This is a genomic window from Cesiribacter andamanensis AMV16, assembly GCF_000348925.1.
GTDB classification, from domain to species: Bacteria; Bacteroidota; Bacteroidia; order Cytophagales; family Cyclobacteriaceae; genus Cesiribacter; species Cesiribacter andamanensis.
The window spans coordinates 1-16,828 of the sequence record NZ_AODQ01000099.1; the positions used below are offsets into that span (position 1 = coordinate 1).

12 protein-coding genes are annotated in these 16,828 nt (G+C 56.1%); 8 read left to right on the forward strand and 4 right to left on the reverse strand.

The features are described 5' to 3' along the window. From ADICEAN_RS22730 to ADICEAN_RS22370, 5 genes are all read left to right on the forward strand, one after another. Positions 1-2,230 (forward strand): hypothetical protein (locus ADICEAN_RS22730; RefSeq protein WP_040397540.1); only part of this gene is annotated, 2,230 nt, incomplete at its 5' end. Positions 2,231-2,396: 166 nt separating this feature from the next. Continuing rightward, a complete protein-coding gene (locus ADICEAN_RS15600) occupies positions 2,397-2,798 on the forward strand; it encodes a DUF4783 domain-containing protein (RefSeq protein ID WP_009196601.1) in 402 nt (133 codons plus the stop codon). A 241-nt stretch (positions 2,799-3,039) separates the two neighbouring features. Beyond that, positions 3,040-4,179 carry a cystathionine gamma-synthase gene (locus ADICEAN_RS15605; RefSeq protein WP_009196602.1) on the forward strand — a complete coding sequence of 380 codons (1,140 nt, stop codon included), beginning with the start codon at positions 3,040-3,042 and terminating at the stop codon, positions 4,177-4,179. A gap of 236 nt (positions 4,180-4,415) precedes the next feature. Continuing rightward, entirely contained in the window at positions 4,416-4,970 is a 555-nt protein-coding gene (locus tag ADICEAN_RS15610; protein WP_009196603.1) for an RNA polymerase sigma factor, read from the forward strand. Next, on the forward strand, positions 4,951-6,405 hold the full coding sequence (locus tag ADICEAN_RS22370; RefSeq protein WP_009196604.1) for a hypothetical protein: 1,455 nt from the start codon (positions 4,951-4,953) through the stop codon (positions 6,403-6,405). Before ADICEAN_RS15610 ends, ADICEAN_RS22370 begins: the two co-directional genes overlap by 20 nt. A gap of 153 nt (positions 6,406-6,558) precedes the next feature. On the opposite strand, the gene ADICEAN_RS15620 is transcribed toward ADICEAN_RS22370, so the two are convergent. Beyond that, positions 6,559-7,506: a hypothetical protein gene (locus ADICEAN_RS15620; RefSeq protein ID WP_009196605.1), complete on the reverse strand. Its 948-nt coding sequence runs from the start codon at positions 7,504-7,506 to the stop codon at positions 6,559-6,561. Positions 7,507-7,847: 341 nt separating this feature from the next. Here ADICEAN_RS15620 and ADICEAN_RS15625 point away from each other — a divergent pair, with 341 nt between their 5' ends. Continuing rightward, the gene (locus tag ADICEAN_RS15625) at positions 7,848-8,804 is read left to right on the forward strand and encodes a sensor histidine kinase (protein ID WP_152426461.1); all 957 of its coding nucleotides are present in this window, start codon (positions 7,848-7,850) and stop codon (positions 8,802-8,804) included. Between the two features lie 6 nt (positions 8,805-8,810). Next, positions 8,811-9,257, forward strand: a complete 447-nt coding sequence (locus tag ADICEAN_RS15630) for a hypothetical protein (protein WP_009196607.1) — start codon at positions 8,811-8,813, stop codon at positions 9,255-9,257. Between the two features lie 168 nt (positions 9,258-9,425). Here the strand turns inward: ADICEAN_RS15630 and ADICEAN_RS15635 are convergent, their stop codons facing one another. The 3 genes from ADICEAN_RS15635 to ADICEAN_RS15645 form a co-directional block, all read right to left on the reverse strand. Beyond that, the gene (locus tag ADICEAN_RS15635) at positions 9,426-10,364 is read right to left on the reverse strand and encodes a hydrogen peroxide-inducible genes activator (RefSeq protein WP_009196608.1); all 939 of its coding nucleotides are present in this window, start codon (positions 10,362-10,364) and stop codon (positions 9,426-9,428) included. Positions 10,365-10,577: 213 nt separating this feature from the next. Next, a complete protein-coding gene (gene yaaA, locus ADICEAN_RS15640) occupies positions 10,578-11,342 on the reverse strand; it encodes a peroxide stress protein YaaA (RefSeq protein WP_009196609.1) in 765 nt (254 codons plus the stop codon). 182 nt (positions 11,343-11,524) lie between these two features. Then, positions 11,525-16,297 (reverse strand): T9SS type B sorting domain-containing protein, encoded by a 4,773-nt coding sequence (locus ADICEAN_RS15645; RefSeq protein ID WP_009196610.1) that lies wholly within the window; start codon positions 16,295-16,297, stop codon positions 11,525-11,527. A gap of 296 nt (positions 16,298-16,593) precedes the next feature. Here ADICEAN_RS15645 and ADICEAN_RS15650 point away from each other — a divergent pair, with 296 nt between their 5' ends. Continuing rightward, complete coding sequence (locus ADICEAN_RS15650; RefSeq protein WP_009196611.1) at positions 16,594-16,794, forward strand: type IX secretion system membrane protein PorP/SprF; 201 nt, start codon at positions 16,594-16,596, stop codon at positions 16,792-16,794. Positions 16,795-16,828 lie beyond the last annotated feature (34 nt).

Here is a 16,828-nt window from a genome sequence, read left to right on the forward strand (position 1 = left end):
ACTGGCTGGTAGTTTTACCCCTTTTCTGGTAGAGGCGGCCATTCGGCAGGCCACCGAGGGCCGCACCCCCCTGCCTGCCTGGCTGCAGGATCAGCAGGCGTCTCCGATGGGGGAGGCCCTGGGGAGCCTCTCCATCAACCTGCGCCAGCTGCCCAACCTGCTGCGCATTTTTGCTGCCAACGAAAGCAATGTGCAGCAGATGCTGCCCCACCTGCCGTATTTTAGCCGGCTGGATGCCCTTACAGCCTCCGAAGGCCTGCTGCTGACAGGCTTTACCCAAAAGGCCGAGGAGCAAACAGAAGATTTTCTGTGGACGCTGCACAACCAGAAGCCCCAGCCCCTGCGGCTCGATTTTCTGGTACCCCTACGGGCAGCCAGTCTCCTGTTTGTAGGGGTTGACCACCCCCAGGAGTGGCACCGCCAGCTGCGCAGCTACTGGCAGAAGGAGGGAAGTACCCAGTGGGAGCGCTGGCAGGTACTGGAGGCCCGGGCTCCGCATGCAGCCAGCCTGCTTCCGCTCATGGGCACCCAGCTGGGCCTGGCCACCGTACCTACGGCCGGCAGTCCCCAGCCCGACCGGCTACTGATCATGCACATGCCCGACAGCGGAGCAACCGCTGCCGCTATGCAGGAGCTGATCCGCCAGCTGGGCAGCAGCGATACCCTCTATTCTGAAACCTTTCTGCGCCAGCAGCTGCAGGAGCTGCCCTATACTGAGTTTCCGGCAGCCTTGCTGGGAAGCGCCTACCTGGGCTTTAGCGAGTGTTATTTTACGCAGGTAGAGGAGTATCTGGTGCTGGCCACCTCCATCCCGGCCCTGAAAGAAATGCTCCTGGATGTGCAGGCAGAAGAAACCTGGCAGCGCTCCGTGCGGCTAAACCGCTTTTTGTCCCGCCTGGATCCTGAGCAGAACTATGCCCTTTACCTGAATACCACTACCCTCTGGCCCCTGCTGTACCGGCAGATGGCGGGCCCCTGGCGGGAGTTCTGGGATAAGCACAGCCAGGCCCTGCGGCAGGTAGACCTGCTGTCGCTCCAGCTTTCGGCTTCAGAAGGGGCCTTTTATACCAATCTCTTTCTGCACCTGGACCGCCGGCCCGAGCGGCTGCTGGAGCAGATTCAGCTGAGCAAAAAGGCAAGCACCCCCCTGGCAGCGCCCCTGGCCTCGGCCCCCCAGCCGGTGAACTACCGGCAGCAGCGCGCCGGCCACTGGCTGGTGCAGGATACGGCCCGGCAGCTGTACCTGCTGGACCGCAGCGGCCAGATTGTAAATTCCCGCCCCCTGGGCAGCTTTTTGCAGCAGGGCATCAGCGAGCTTGACCCCCAAAAAAACAAAAATCCGCACTACTTCTTCATCAGCCGGGATAGTGCCTACCTGCTGCAACCCAACCTGAAATCCCTGAAGCCTTTTCCCATGGCCCTGCCCGGCGGGGAGGCACTGGAATGGGCTACGGTGATGGACTATGACGGATCCCTGCGCTACCGCTTTCTGCTGGCCTCCGCCAGTGGCCGGCTCTTTATGTACGATTTGGACGGCACCAACCTGGAGGGCTGGCAGCCAAAGGACCTGCAGGGAGCGCTGAGCGCAGCGCCCGGGCACATGCGGGTGCGCTCCAAAGACATTCTCTATGCCTTTCAGAAAAAGGGGCAGATACAGGCCTTCACCCGCAGGGGCGAGGCTTACCCGGGCTTTCCACTTAATCTGGGCGATAGCCTGTTGGGGCCGGTGCACATCCGGCAGGGCTCCGATTTTAAAAGCACCCGTTTTACTACCGTAACGCTCTCGGGCCTGCTGTATGAGTGGGATCTTGAAGGCAAGGTGCTCAGCCGCAGGCAGCTGTTCCGGCCCGATGCCCGGGCTCGTTTTTACCTGGTGCCCGACGCCCGGGGCCAGCGCTTTATCATTGTGCAGCAGGACCGCCTGCGGCTGCGGCTGCTAAATGAAAATGGCAGTGAGCTGTTTGAAAAAGATTACCTGGGCGCCGGCCGGATGCAGGTGCAGTACTTTCCTTTTGCCGATGGCGCAGCCCTGATTGCCGTTACGGATCCTGAGCAGGAATTTACCTACTTGTATGATCTGAAGGGAAATTTACTGCAGACCCAGCCCCTGAACAGCTGCTGTCCCCTAAGCCTGCAGCCCGGCACTGCCGGCGATAGCCTGCGTGTAGTGAAGGGGTATCAGGGGGTAGTGGAGCAATTTCTGATGCCGGCCATTCATTCGTCTAATTAACAGTCCTTTTCCAAAAGTTCCTTAAACGAAACAATATTTGTACGGTCTGCGTACAAGTCGGAAGATTTGTGTGACGCTTGGCCGAAGGGTGTAAGGATATTTTGTTATTGCAGGATTTTTTATAAAAACAGTTACTACCTTGGCAGGGACAAATCAACTCCTCTCCATGCTGAAGTTTTTTTACGTGCTGCTGCCGGTAAGCCTGCTGTTGTGCGCCCAGCAAGCTACGGCACAAACCCCTCCCCCTGTATTACAAGCCTTTTCCTCCGCCTTTGGCAAGGGCGATACGGCCGGCTTAAACAGCCTGCTGCATGAGGAAGTGGAACTGGTAGAGCGCGGCAAGTCGGGCACCTATCAGCGGCAGGTAGTGGCCGGCAAGCTGGCCGACTTTTTCCGGGCCAATCCGCCGGCAGGCTTTCAGCTGCGGCACCAGGGCTCCTCAGCCGATGGGCAGCTGTATGCCATCGGGCAGCTTACTACCCAGTCGGGCAGCAGCGTTAAAGTGCTGATACGCGCCAGGGCCCTGCCCGGAAATCAGTACAAGATCATCAAGCTGGACCTGCTTTAAGCCCCTCGCCATCTTCTGCTGGTCAACGCCCTTCCTGCCCATAGCGAACGGCCTTGCTGCCAGCCCCCAACCTCTGGGCAAACTGTGTTAAAGATCTGCTCTATAGCGTGCGTGCAGCAGCCACCGGCCGGAATGCCCCTGCGGCTAAAAGGGCAGGCCAGGAACTTGGAGAAGTACGCGCAAACATCGACCTTTGAAGCCAGTTTTTTATTCCAGAGTCCTATTACTAAACCACTTTTACATGAAATTCGGAACCAAAGCCATACATGCAGGCGTAGAGCCAGATCCGCACACCGGGGCCATCATGACCCCCATCTACCAGACCTCAACCTATGCCCAGACCTCGCCTGGCCAGCACAAGGGCTATGAGTACTCCCGCACACACAACCCCACCCGCACGGCCCTGCAAAACAGCCTGGCGGCGCTGGAGGGGGGGAAGCATGGGTTGTGCTTTTCTTCCGGACTGGGCGCCATGGATACCCTGCTGAAGCTCTTCAAGCCCGGTGATGAGATCATCAGCACCAACGATCTGTATGGCGGTTCGTACCGTATATTTAAGCGGGTGTATGAGCCCTTTGGCCTCAAGTTTCATTTTGTGCCCATGCAGGATATGGAGGCCATCCGCTCCAGGATCAATGCCAACACACGCATGATCTGGGTAGAGACCCCCACCAACCCCCTGATGAACATCATTGACATTGAAGCCTGCGTTAAGCTGGCAAAGGAGCATAATCTGCTGGTAGCGGTAGATAACACCTTCTGCTCGCCCTATCTGCAGACTCCCCTGGCCCTGGGCGCCGATATTGTGATGCACAGCGTCACCAAGTACATTGGCGGCCATTCCGATGTGGTAATGGGCGCCCTGGTGCTCAATGATGATCAGCTGCATGAGCGGCTGATGTTTCTGCAGAATGCCTGCGGAGCAGTGCCCGGCCCGCAGGATTGCTTTCTGGTGCTGCGGGGTATCAAGACCCTGCACATCCGCATGCAGCGCCACTGCGAAAACGGCCGCAAAATTGCCGAATACCTGAGCCAGCACCCCAAAGTAGGCAAGGTGTACTGGCCCGGTCTGCCTGAGCACCCCAACCATGCAGTGGCCAAAAAGCAGATGCGCGACTTTGGCGGCATGATCTCCTTTACCCTGAAGGGCGATGTGCTGGAAGATGCCATTGGCGTGCTGGAGCGCTTCAAGTACTTTACCCTGGCCGAGTCGCTGGGAGGGGTGGAGTCGCTCTGCGGGCATCCGGCCAGCATGACCCATGCCAGTATTCCCAAAGAAGACCGGGAGCAGGCCGGCCTGAAGGATTCCCTTATCCGCCTGAGCGTTGGCATCGAGGACATCGAAGACTTGCTTGCCGACCTGGAGCAGGCCATTGGCTAGGTATAGGATCTTTTGTAGAAGCCATCCCAAAGGGGATGGCTTTTTTTCTTTCCGGCAGGGCGGGCTTGCGAAAACCCCAATTTCTTTGTAACATACTTACCAGAAGAGATTTACCGCAGCAGGTCCCGGCCGGCGCCGCCATTTTTTAGGCAAGGGTTGGGAATCCACAAGGAATTTTTTGGACAGGTTTCAACCATTTCTATCTGTCATGTGTCTATCTATCAGAGAAAAGCTTAATGTATAGCGATAAGGAAATCGTTGAGGGGTGCCGCCGCAACGACCTAAAGATGCAGCAGGCGCTGTACGACCGCTTTGCCGGACGTATGTTTGTTGTGTGTCTTCGCTATGCATCCGGACAGCTTGAGGCGGAGGATATACTGCAGGAAGCTTTTATAAAGGTGTATCGCAAGATCGATACCTATCGGGAAGAAAGCTCGCTGGCCCACTGGCTTAAGCGCGTTGTGGTAAATACGGCGCTCAACCATCAGCGCAGCCGGCTGTACATGTACCCGATGGTGGATGTGGAAAGCCTTCATGACCTTTCCGATCAGGAGTCGATCTTATCTGATTACACTTTTCAGGAACTCTTAGAGCTTATCCGGGAACTGCCTGCGGGCTGCCGGGTGATTTTTAACCTGTTTGCTATAGAAGGTTACGGACATAAAGAAATTGCAGAGCTGCTGGGCATATCAGAAGGAACCAGCAAATCGCAATACGCCAGGGCTAGAAAGTTATTACAGGAGCAACTGGCAGAAACGGAGAAACGTGTTTATGGACGACGAATTAGATAAGCGCGGACCCTGGGAAGGAGCCTGGCAAAAGGCCCTCGATGAACCCTCCATCACACCTCCCGGCAGGTTATGGCAGGGGCTTGAGAATTCCCTTATGGAGCAGCAGCTGAGCCGCTACAAGCGCCGCCTTGCCCTCTACCAGGGGCTGGCAGCGGCCTCGGTGGTGTTGCTTGGGCTTTGGACGGGCTGGTGGCTCATAGTAGGCGAACCGTCATTGAATCAGAACAGACAGCCGCATGTCGCTACAGAACAGACTGCTCCTCCACAGCCTGCCACCACCGCCACCGCACTACCCCCTGTGCCAGCCGGGCAGTCCCTTGCCGGGGCAGGCGTTGATCAAGGTATAAGCGCAGCGCGTTTGCAGCTAGCCTCCCGCGCGCTCTTTTCCTATACCCCCCTGGCATTCTCTCCAGCTGCACCGGCTCTGAGGGGGCATGCTCTTGCCTCTCCCTTTTATGCCGGCTCAGGAGCAGGGGTGGGGCTTCGGCCCTTTTATTCCGGTAGTGGGGCTGAGCAGGACCAAGTTGATACTGGCGCTTTACCCCTTAGTCCCGGATTGCTAACCGCCATCAAAGCCGAGCTGGCCCTGCAGCAGCCGCAACCCAATGTGCAGGTACAGGGTGTGGCCCTGGCCGCTGCCCCTGCAGTTCAAAAGAGCAAGCCAAGGCCCATGTGGCAGTCAAACGGCAGCATGTGGCTGGGCGCCTCGCTGGCCAGTACGCTCTTTAGCCCCAACATCAGCAGCGATAATATGGGCATGAGCTACCTGCAAAACCAGCAGCCTGTTGGGAAGGACGGGCAGGTGTATTCGGCCAATATGGGCAGCTGGAATGCCAAAGAAAACAGCCTGCCGTCGGTTGATTTTCGGCTGGATGCGGGCTACCGCTTCCGCCCCCGCTGGATGCTGCACACCAGCCTGCAGTATGCCAACTACCGGGTAAATACCCTGGCTGGCAGCTTTGTGAGCCATGAAGATGGCCAGAGCTACCCCCTGTACTACAGTAATTTCAGCTATGATAAGCTACAGCTGACCAGTCCTAACTCCCGCAGGGCAATTCCGGTTGAAGTCATCAATACCTATTCCTTTGTGCGGGTGCCCGTAGCGCTTAACTATGTAGTGTATGAGCGGGCGCTGGGCGTGGCCCTAAGTGGGGGCCTCTCGGCCGATGTGTTCATGGGCAGCAGAATTGCCGACCAGGACAGCCGGCTGGAAGAGTTTGAGATTTCTGCAGGGCAAGACTCGCCTTTTAACCGCCTGCACCTGAGCGGACAGCTGGGGCTCCAGCTTTACTACCGGGCCGGCCACAATTACCTGCTTACGCTGGAGCCTAGCTACCGGCACGCCCTTAGCGACTTTAGCAAATCTGGCGGTTTCTTTAACAGCCGGCCGTCGCACGTTGGCATAGCGGCTGGCTTCCGTTTTATCCTTCGCTAAAAATTTTTCACAGTTTTTTTTGCCCGTTCCAACCTTTGCCGGGCATGCAGTGTCAAGGTAGGTAGAAAGAAGAAATACGCATTTCCTTTAAATAAAGGGTGTGAAGAGGAGGAATCACCGGCTACAGGCCGGTGTTTCTTTTTTAGGCAGGGGCTAGATGGGGTCAGCCCCTTTTTCGCGCTTAAAGAGATTTCCAAAAATATTCAGGCGGCTGAAAAACTCCTTGCGGGGCACAGCTATGATGCTGAAAATGCGCTTGCGGGCTTCTATAAAGCTCTCCCTCCGAATGGCCTTGCGGTTAATGGCATGGGTAGCCCCGCAAAATTTTTGGGTGATCAGGCCAATGCGCAGCACCATCAGCCCATTAAAGGTGCCCTGCACAATGCTCTCTACCACATTGCCTAGTCCGGGAATGATCTTGGTGGCCCGGGCCCCCACCGAGGCGGTGGTTTCAGCCCCGTGGTTGGCCAGCTCTTCTATAAATTCATCAATGTTCTCTTCCAGGTACTGATCCAGGTTATCTTCCAGCAACTTGGCGCCTATTACAATAAGGCCAATCTGGCTGTAGAGTGAGAGCAGCTGGCGCAGGCTGGTGCGCTGCCAGTAGATGCGGCTTACCCGATAGACTGTATTGATGGAAAAGTAAAAGACAATAAGGCTATCAAAGGTGCCATTTTGTGAGATGGCCGTGCCGGCAAAGGTGCGGATGGTATTATACTGAATCACCCGGTCGGCATGCCGGTTGAGGAGGGCTACGGCGGCGGGTATGTCTTTTTCGCCCTCTACCAGCAACTGTTCCCGGCGAATGATCCGGTTTTTCTGGTAGCGCCGCACCAGCGATGCCCGGTAGTCTGCCAGAAGTTTGGGATCATCGGTCTGGGGGGGTAGCTGCGCTTTGGGCAGCGAGAGGTAGGTGTAGAGCGGCACCAGCATCAAACCAAAAAAGAGGCCGGAAAGTCCCCAGAGAACAATGTCGCCCAGCAGCGGATCAACCCGATCGGCCAGATACACCAGGCTACTGATCTGATTGACCAGAAAAAGTACAAAGCCCAACACCAGCAGGATCAGGATCGGGACGATGATGAAACGAATGGTACGCATAGTTTAAGTAACTAAAAATGCCGGGTTTAGGCCAGCAAATAGCGCAGAAGCACACAAAATTCCCTGAAAATGTTGACCGATATGCCTATTTTATTGCATATTGATCAACAAGGCTGTAAGCAGCAGGCTGCCGGTAAGTAGAGGTGGAAACGAGTGTTAGGGCTGCCTCCGCTGTCCGGGGCGGTTTTTGGCCTGTACAGACAGGTAGGGCAAGCGGTGAAAACAGCTAAATTCTGCCGGCAGTCTTACATGCTTTCCTAAACCCAACTTAAACGCGGTTTTTTACCCAATTAAGGGGTAATTTGCGCATTGATCTCTGTTTTACCCTACCGAAGCTGTTTGTGAAGCCCTCATTGCCATTGCCCTTTGCCCCTGCGGACGATCCGGAGATGCGCGTGCTGCAGGAGCACATTAGAGCGCAGGAAGAGATGCTGTCCCGTACCACCACCTACCTGATGGAGATTCAGGAGGAGCTGGAGCAATCCCGGCAGGCCCTTGCCGAGCATAACCAGTCACTCGAGCAGATGGTAGAGCAGCGCACCCGGGATCTGAAGAAATCAGTAGACCAGCTGCAGCTGGAGGTTCAGAAACGAGAGAAAGCCCAGCAGGAGCTTTTTGTGGCCAATCATGAACTGAATACCCTGCTGTACCGCTCCTCACATGATTACAAGGGGCCCATCTGCTCGGCCTTCGGGCTGCTGTCGCTGCTGGAGAGCACCATGAAGGGGGTGCAGTTGGATGAAGAAAGCCAGCAATACCTCAGGATGCTGCATACCCCCCTGCAAAAGCTGGAGGCCCTTACCCGCACCACCACCTCCATTGCCGAGTACCGTCAAAATCCTGTTTATCCCGAGCCCGTAGACCTGGCGGTCCTGCTGGACAGGCTGCTGGATAAATTCAAACAGCAACTAAAGGGGGCGTACCCCGAGGTGAGGGTCCACAATACCCTGGAGCGCCCCCTCTGTACCGATGCCCACATGTTGGAAAATATCCTGGAAAGTCTGTTGAGCAATGCCATCCGCTACCGGCGCCTGCAGCAGGGCCATGCCATCCGCATTGTGCTGCAGCCCTATTATACCCAAACCAGGCTGGTGGTTGAGGACAATGGCACCGGCATTCCGCTGGAGTATCAGCACCGGGTGTTTGATATGTTTTTCCGGGCGAGTGAGCTGTCTACCGGCAGTGGCCTGGGGCTTTACCTGTCTCGCATGGCTGTGCAAAAGCTGGGGGGTAAGATTGAGTTTAAAAGCAAAGAGGGAAAAGGAACCTCTGTTTCTGTTGTTCTGCCAAATTTATAGTGTATCATGTCTGCCACGCCCAAAGAGGAAATTCTTACCTCCTTACCTCTTCATTTCAGCACTCCCTTTGCCAGTCTGTACGAAGCGCCCCAGCATCAGGCCCTGATCTGCCAGACGCTGGCCCCCTACATTTCCATTGAAGCCTTTAAGGAGATATTCAGCACCTGCAGCAGCCTGGTGGCCGATCGGGGCATTGGCCGTTTTATCTTTGACAAGCGCAGCCTGCGGGCTTTTCATCAGCCGAGCATGGAGTGGTACTTTGTGGAGTGGAAGCAGGAGATGTACCATGCCCATGGCCTGCGCATTCACCGCAAGATCCTACCCTATGAGCCCTGGTTTAAGAAATGCGTAGAAGCCGGCCGGGAGGAAATCTATCAGAAATATCCCGAAGCTGTCTTTGATAAGCTGGATATCCGCTATACCGCCAGCATTGAGGAAGCGTTGCGTGTTTGATTATTCTTGAGCAAGCCTGTTAATGTTTCAGATCGGATGGATTCTGATGGAGAAAGGTAAACCCTTATCTGAAAGGGGTGTCTGTTCCAGGATTTTGTAGCGGCTGGGTACAAAAACGTCTGAAAAGTAGGTTTTTCCACTTTAGCCTCCTCTTTTACCCCCACGTACTTACTTCCATTCTACTACCGTGCCCCGATCTGATCTTTGCAGACGGGAGGGAATGTACTCCAAAATGGTTTGGGCAAGGGCCTCCAGCAGGCGCTGCTTGGCATAGTGGCGGGTATACACCAGGCTTACTTCCCGCAGGGGGCGGGGTTGGGCCAGGCGGTGCACCAACTCCTGGCGCTCGGACGGCAGCTCTTCGGTAGCCAGCTCGGGCAGCAGCGTAAAGCCTCCTTCGGTCTCTACCAACCGGCGCAGGGTTTCCAGTGATCCGCTCTCAAAGCGAAAGGGCAGCTCGCCCTCCGCACTCTTTTGCTGGCAAAGGTTCAGCACCTGGCTTCTGAAGCAGTGACCGGCGGCCAGCAGCCACATGTCTGGCTGGCTCAGCTGCCTGGCGCTTACTTCCTGATGCCGGGCAAGGGGGTGTTGGGGGTTAATGTAAAGCTTGATCTCTTCATAGAAGAGCGGACGCTCCGAGATGCTCTGGTCGTGCAGTGGGGTTACCAGCAGGCCCACATCCAGCTGGTCTTTTTTGAGGCGGTGCACAATCTCTTCGGTGGGCAGCTCCTGCACCAGCAATTTTACCTGTGGATACTCCCTGGCAAAGGCTCCGGCAAAGTAAGGAAGCAGATAAGGGGCCAGCGTAGGAATGATACCCAAATGCAGCTCACCACTGATCTGCCCTTTAAAGCCATCGGCAATCTCCTGCAATTTCTTATGCTGCTGCACCACGGTACGGGCCTGTAGCAGCAGTGCTTTGCCCGCCTCTGTGGGAATGACCGGCTGCTTGCTGCGGTCAAAGACCAGTACGCCCAGTTCTTCCTCCAGTTTTTTGATCTGCATGCTCAGGGTAGGCTGCGTAACATTGCAGGCTTCTGCAGCGGCTGCAAAGTGCCGGTGTGTATCTACCGCCAGCAGGTATTCCAGTTGCGTAATGGTGCTCATGCATCAAATATAGATGATAACTATTGTAGTATCAATATAATTGATTTTTACTATCTAGAATTGGCAGGTATATTTGGTTTGAAAGCTTCTCTACTGCTCCTCCCATGGCTGCTTGAGTGGATGCGCAGCCGGGGCAGGGGAGATCTTCTGGTTAGTAAGATAAGGTTGAGTGTAAAGCGAAAAAGCCATCCCTTTGGGGTGGCTTTTTACTTTTTAGCGTACAAATACCCATTCGGCGGGGGTGGAGAGGGGTTCGCTGAAGCTGTACCCGTCCAGCGCAAAGCCTTTAAGCGCTTCTGGTTCTTCAATCCGGTTGCGCAGGATGTAGTCGGTCATCAGGCCGCGGGCTCGTTTGGCAAAGAGCGCAATGGTAGTGTATTTCCCCTCCTTAAACTCCTTGAACTGGGGGGTAAGAATGCGGCCCTTGATATTTTTAGGCTGCAGGGCTTTAACGTATTCATTGGAAGCCAGGTTGATCAGAACAGGCTCCTGCTGTCCGGCCAGTGCTTCATTGAGCGCCTGGGTGAGGCGGTTTCCCCAGAACTTATACAGATCGGCCCCGCGTTTGTTCTTAAGCTTGATCTTCATTTCAAGGCGGTAGGGCTGCATGAGGTCAAGGGGGCGCAGCAGGCCATACAGACCCGAAAGAATGCGCAGGTGTTCCTGGGCGTAGGCCAGCTCGTTGGGGGTATAGTCCTCTACCGGAATGCCGGTATACACATCCCCTTTAAAGGCAAAAAGAGCGGGTTTGGCATTCTCGGGGGTGAAGGGAGGCTGCCACTGCTGGTAACGGCTCCAGTTGAGATCGGCCAGCTTATCGCTCAGGTCCATCAGCTCGGCAAGTGCCCTGGGTTTCAGTTTTTGTAGTTCCTTTGCCAGCAGGCTGCTTTCTTTCAGCAACTGGGGCTGGCTGTGGGCAAGGGGCTGGCGCAGGGGGCTAAAATCCTGCGTTTTGGAAGGAGAGATAATAACAAGCATGGTGGAGTAGATTGGCGCTGTAAATATAGGCCTAATCATCCCACATCACCAACACCCAACCGGTTTGGGGAGGGCTGCAGGCAGCATGCGCCGGCAGTAGGCAATAGTGTTCGTTTTATACCCCTCAAACAAAAAAAGCCGACCCTAGGTCGGCTTTAATAGGATAGTTTTATTTCTACTTCTCAATACATCACCAAAATACTTCCATACACCTTCTTGATCTCCCTGTTTTCGCCAAAGCGGTTGCGGTAGCGGATCAGGTAGGCATAATTGGCCATGGGAACGGTCTGGCCCCCCGGGCCCTTCCCGCGCCATTCAAAATTGCCATCGCTGCTCTGGAAGATCACCTCTCCCCAGCGGTTGTAGATCAGGATCTCAAACTGATCCATGTTGGCGATTATGTCTTTGTTGATGATGCTAAATACATTATTGGTACCCCCTATGCGGATGGCATTGGGCAGATACAGCTGCGGGGTGCAATCATAGGCTACCCGGAACACCACCGGATCAGTACAGCCATCTACCCGTACCTCGTACTCACCCTCCAGGGTAGCCGTAAAGCTCTCGGCCCGGCTCAGCAGCTGGCCGGTGGTGCGGTTGTACCAGGCAACGCCTGTATAGCCAGCCAGCGGAATGGTTACGCTGCTCAGCTCCGGTATGCTGGGGCAAATGGTGTAGCGGTCCAGAATGAGGGGTCTGGGCCAAACAACGCTCTCCACGCTGGCATCGGCCGTACCCCCATTGCTGGAGCAGTTGGGGTCCGGGGTGGTGGCCACTACCCGGTAGTTGCCATTGGGTACAAAAACACTTGGTCCTGAGTCAAAAGGCTGGGCCTCGGGCACTCCATTGTTCAGGCGGTACCACTGGTAGGTAACCTGTCCGCTAAAGCTGCTGCTGGCCGTTAGCTCATTCAGCGCAGCCTGGCCCTCTACCGAACAGCCGGGGGTGATCTCAATGCGCAGATCTTCCAGCGGGTTCTCCACATTTAGGCTAACGGCTTCAGAGGTGGCTACGCAGCCGGTGGCCTCATCGGTTACCTGCACGGTATAGGAGCCGCTCTGGCTCACCTGCAGTATACCCCCATTGCCGGGGCCCAGGGAGGCACCCTCGCGGAAGAACTGGTAGGTGAAGGGGCCTACGCCATCCTGCACCTCGGCCACCAGATCGGCGGTGCCGGTACAGTTGTTGTTGGTGGGGCGCAGCCGCACCGTGGGGCCCGCCCCTATGGTAATGGCCAGAGTATCGGCCCGGAAACACTCGGCACCGCTTACTTTGATCACATACAGATAACTACCTGCCTGCGCCGTATTGATATCGGCCAGCGACTGGCTAACGGTATTGTTCTGCAGGTTGGTGAAGGGGCCCGCCAGGCCATTGGTAGAGCGGAACCACTCAATGGTATGGTTGGCCGGTACACCCGAGGCAGTGATCTGGTTGACGGGCAGGGGTTCGCCGGCACAGACGCCAATATCATCACCCAGTTCGGCTTCGGGGCGGGCATCCTGCACGCTAATAAAAGCAGGCTCGGCCGGGCAGCCCGTAACGATATTCAGCAGCTGCAGGCGGTACACGCCGGCTTCGGTTACGGTCAGGTTCTGCTCGCTGCCCAGCAACTCGCCGCTGGCATCGTTGTACCAGCTAAACTGGTAGTTGGCGGCATTCATCACCTGTCCGTTTACCCGTGCCTCGCCTTGCAGCAGCAGCGACTGGTCTTCGCAGATGCGTGGATCTTCGCCGGAGGCATCATCATTGAGGATGTTGGCCACTGAGGCAGGGGAGATGGAGAAGAAGCCCTCCACGGTTTCGGCATCGTCGTAATCAGTTGGGTACTGCAGGTTACAGGCTTCCAGCAGTAGCTCTACCCGGTAGTCGCCGGGCGGCAGCGATACGGTTACCGAATCCACCCCTTCTTCGGCCCGCAGTTCCTGCAGCTGGGTGCCGGGATTGGCCAGGCTGAAAAAGCGGAAGATAATGGTTTCGTTGTTGTAGCGGCGGGTGCCGTATACCACCACCTCGGTATCCTGCCCTTCTTCGGCCTGGCAGGCGCTCATGGCAAAAACGGTGGGGTCCATCACCGAGCGTCCGGCCGGATGGATCAGGTTCGGCAGGCCCAGCAGGCTGACTCCGTTCAGGCCTCCGGCAATGCCATCCGGCTCATATATTCCGGCTACACTGCCTGCGCGCAGGCTGTCATCGGGGTTTTGGATAGAGCCTACATTGCCAATGCCGTTGCGGGCAATGTAGAGGAAGTTATCCGGGGCCAGCTGAATGGCGCCCAGCTCTTCGCCCGCTACCGCGGCTACCTGCACCAGGCTGTTCTGGGTGCGATCTCGATCAAAGAGGCTATCGATGCTAAACTGGTAGAGGTAGGAGGTGGCGCCCCGGGTGGTAAGCCATACCCGCTTGTCGTTGGGCGAAAAGGTAAGGCCGTAGATCTGGGCACCCCCTTCGGCAGGGATGGTAATGCGTAGGTGGCTGCCATCCTGTACCTCGCCGGTCTGGGTATTGAAGCGGAAGATCTCTACCCGGTTGGCCCCATCTACATTGGGTACGGCCATGGCCAGCAGGCTGTCATTTGACGAAAAGGCCATATAGCCGGCCGATTGCGCTTCATTGATCACACTGCCCGCCTGGGAAAAGACCGGCGAGCCAATGCCCTCAGGCTTTACCGCATAGCTGATGAAGCGATTGTTGCCCAGCTCATGCGCCACCACCCAGCCGCTGCCATTGGTAGAAGAGCCGGCCAGTTTTTCGGACATCTGGGTAAAGAGCAGGCGCCCCCGCACATAATCGCCCGAAGAGCGGGCCAGTTCCACATCCGGACGGGCATCGGCCATTACATTGCCCTTAAGGTCGGCTACAGTATAGCGCAACGCCCGCTCGGCCTGGTCAGATACCGTAAAGAGGTAGTGCAGGGTAGGGTCTGAGGGGTGGGGGATCAGCAGGGAGTTTTGCGTTACCGAGCGGCTGCCGCCAACAGGGGTAGGGGGGGCAGACAGGGCATCGCCATTGGGAGCCCGATCATGGGTGCCATCGCCATCGGCATCGCGGGTCCAGAGCGTTTCGCCATTGGTGTAAAAGAGAATGTCGGCATTGGCATCGGCCGAGATGGTGGTACCCTCCAGGGCCGAGTCGTTGGGGCCCTGCATCTGGTTTTCGCCCGCAGCTGTAGCGGCAGCTGGCTGCACATTAAAGTTGATGCCGGCGCCATCACCAAAGTACCAGGTATTGAACTTGAAGAATTCGTTGTTGTACACCACCACCTCAAAGGAGGCATAGAGCTCACAGTCTGCCGTATTCACCACCACATAGTAGGTGCCCGCCTCGGGGTAGGTCACGGCCCCGGTTTGCGGATCGGTATAAGGCAGGGCATCAACCGTTATTTCTTCTACCCCTGATTCAACCACCTGCTTGCCGCCCTTTGCAGCGCTTAGGGGGCGGTACCAGGTAATGCTGGAGGGGTCTACCTGGGCGGCTTCCCCATTCTCATCCTGAATTTCCAGGGTAATGGTTTCGGAATCATTAGGGCAGATGATGTACTCGGGCTGCACATTGAGCTGCAGGCCGGGGTTGATTGTTACCGTTTTTACTACTTCACGGATGGTGCCCGGGTAAAAGGCCCGCATCTTTACCTCTACGGTGCCGGCCTGGCTGAACTGGAAGTAGGGTTGCAGGTCTCTGGATTCCCGCACATCGTTAATGAACCAGTCGACCTGCTCGGGTCCGTTTTCGCCAAAGATGGGGTAGAAGTAGGTAGGTACCTGGGCGCAGGCGGCGCTGTAGTCAAAATCAATGGTAACCGGAATGGAAGAAGGAAAAGCCGAGCGGGAAAACTGACTGCCCCTGAAGTTGGTAGCGCCAAAAACATTTTGTACAAGGGTAAGGTCAGGGGAGCTTTGCACCCGGGCGGCAATAATGGGCCCTCCGGCGGTAGGTTGCAGCAGGTGATATACCTGATCGTTAGGGGCCGCTCGCAGGCCATAGCTGCGGTAGGCAATGGCATTGGCTACAATCTGAGGGGTGGGCTCATTGCCCGGCTGGTGATCGGTCAGGTCGTAGCGAAACAGGTTGCCGCTGCCATTGGCGTCGGCATTCTGTTCTTTGGCCACATACAGGCGGTTGAGTGACCAGGCCAGGCCGCTGATGTTGCCCCCGGCGGAGGTAACGGAAGAAAGATTGTCATAAAAGGTGATACGGCCGGCATCGGGAACGGTATCATCCAGGTCTACCTGAAAGAGCATTACCGGCAGATCGGCATTATCCCCATTGCCTACCGCCAGCAGGTTGTTGCGGTAGTGGAAGGTCATGGACACCGGGTTGAAACCGGCTACATCCGTTTGGGCCGTTAGGGTGGTAGGGGTAGGGGTGGCCAGGTTATCTTCTACCCGGATTACCGTAAAGCGGGCATCATCGCCCCGCAGGGGTACCAGAAGCCAGTACACATAGTTATCGTTGGTATTGCCGCGCACCACTTCCATCACACCGGAGGCCTCCCCGCCAATGTTCAGGTTGCCAAGGGGGGTATAGGTTTCGGTGTTGGCATCGTAGCGGGCATACGACATGCCCCTGGCCGGGGTGATGAAAAAAAGGTAAAACGTATTGGGAACGCCCGGAATGGGAATGGCATGCACGGGTTGAGGAAGGCTGGGATCACCCGGCAGAATAGCAGCAAGGGGGCCATTGGGACCGATCAGCTGTACGCCATCCGAATAAAAAAGCAAGTCGCCGCTGCGGTAATCAGTGGCTACCACGCTGCCGGCATCCCCATACGGAACCACCTGTCCGGGCTGCTGCGCCACGCGTCCGTTCAGAAAAGAAAGCCACTGGGCAGAGTTGCCAAAATACCACCTGCTATCTGAAAGGTCTTGTGCACCGGCAAGGAGAGGAAGTTGCCCCAGGACTACCAGCAGCAGCATGCGCAGGCCAAGAGGCAATTTTTGCGTATATTGTTTCATGCAAAGTACAGGATCGATCTATATAAACGTTGAATATACAAAAATGTGACTTAAGCAGCTGATTTACTTTTGGCTTTTCCGCCTCCAGACGCCCGGAAGACAGAAATGGGAACAGCAGCAGCTAAGCGCGCAAAAATTTACATTGCCCTTGGCCTCAGCAGTAAAACGCTTTTCGCCACCCATACGTTTAACTAGTGGAAAGCGAACGGTGAATATAATTTATCTGTGCATTTTTGCAGGTTAATCCGATAAATTTGTAAAATTTGTTAGACTGGCGCCCTATCTTTTGCTCCTATATGACCAAGTTTACCTTTATCGTGCTGGGATTGCTCCTCCTCACCAGCACCCCCTTATTTGCACAGGATCCCCAGTTTTCGCAGTATTATGCGAACCCCCTCTACCTGAACCCGGCCCTTACGGGCAATGGCAGCGCCGGCCGGGTGGGGGTGAACTTTCGTCAGCAGTGGCCCTCCATTGATGCCCTTTACTACCTATAGTGCGTATATCGACAACTATTTTGCCGACTACAAT

Coding starts and splice junctions, on each gene's coding strand:
- yaaA (WP_009196609.1), bottom strand. CDS start 11,342: ATGCTTGTTATTATCTCTCCTTCCAAAACGCAGGATTTTAGCCCCCTG.
- ADICEAN_RS15600 (WP_009196601.1), top strand. CDS start 2,397: ATGCTGAAGTTTTTTTACGTGCTGCTGCCGGTAAGCCTGCTGTTGTGC.
- ADICEAN_RS15610 (WP_009196603.1), top strand. CDS start 4,416: ATGTATAGCGATAAGGAAATCGTTGAGGGGTGCCGCCGCAACGACCTA.
- ADICEAN_RS22370 (WP_009196604.1), top strand. CDS start 4,951: ATGGACGACGAATTAGATAAGCGCGGACCCTGGGAAGGAGCCTGGCAA.
- ADICEAN_RS15630 (WP_009196607.1), top strand. CDS start 8,811: ATGTCTGCCACGCCCAAAGAGGAAATTCTTACCTCCTTACCTCTTCAT.
- ADICEAN_RS15620 (WP_009196605.1), bottom strand. CDS start 7,506: ATGCGTACCATTCGTTTCATCATCGTCCCGATCCTGATCCTGCTGGTG.
- ADICEAN_RS15650 (WP_009196611.1), top strand. CDS start 16,594: ATGACCAAGTTTACCTTTATCGTGCTGGGATTGCTCCTCCTCACCAGC.
- ADICEAN_RS15605 (WP_009196602.1), top strand. CDS start 3,040: ATGAAATTCGGAACCAAAGCCATACATGCAGGCGTAGAGCCAGATCCG.
- ADICEAN_RS15645 (WP_009196610.1), bottom strand. CDS start 16,297: ATGAAACAATATACGCAAAAATTGCCTCTTGGCCTGCGCATGCTGCTG.
- ADICEAN_RS15635 (WP_009196608.1), bottom strand. CDS start 10,364: ATGAGCACCATTACGCAACTGGAATACCTGCTGGCGGTAGATACACAC.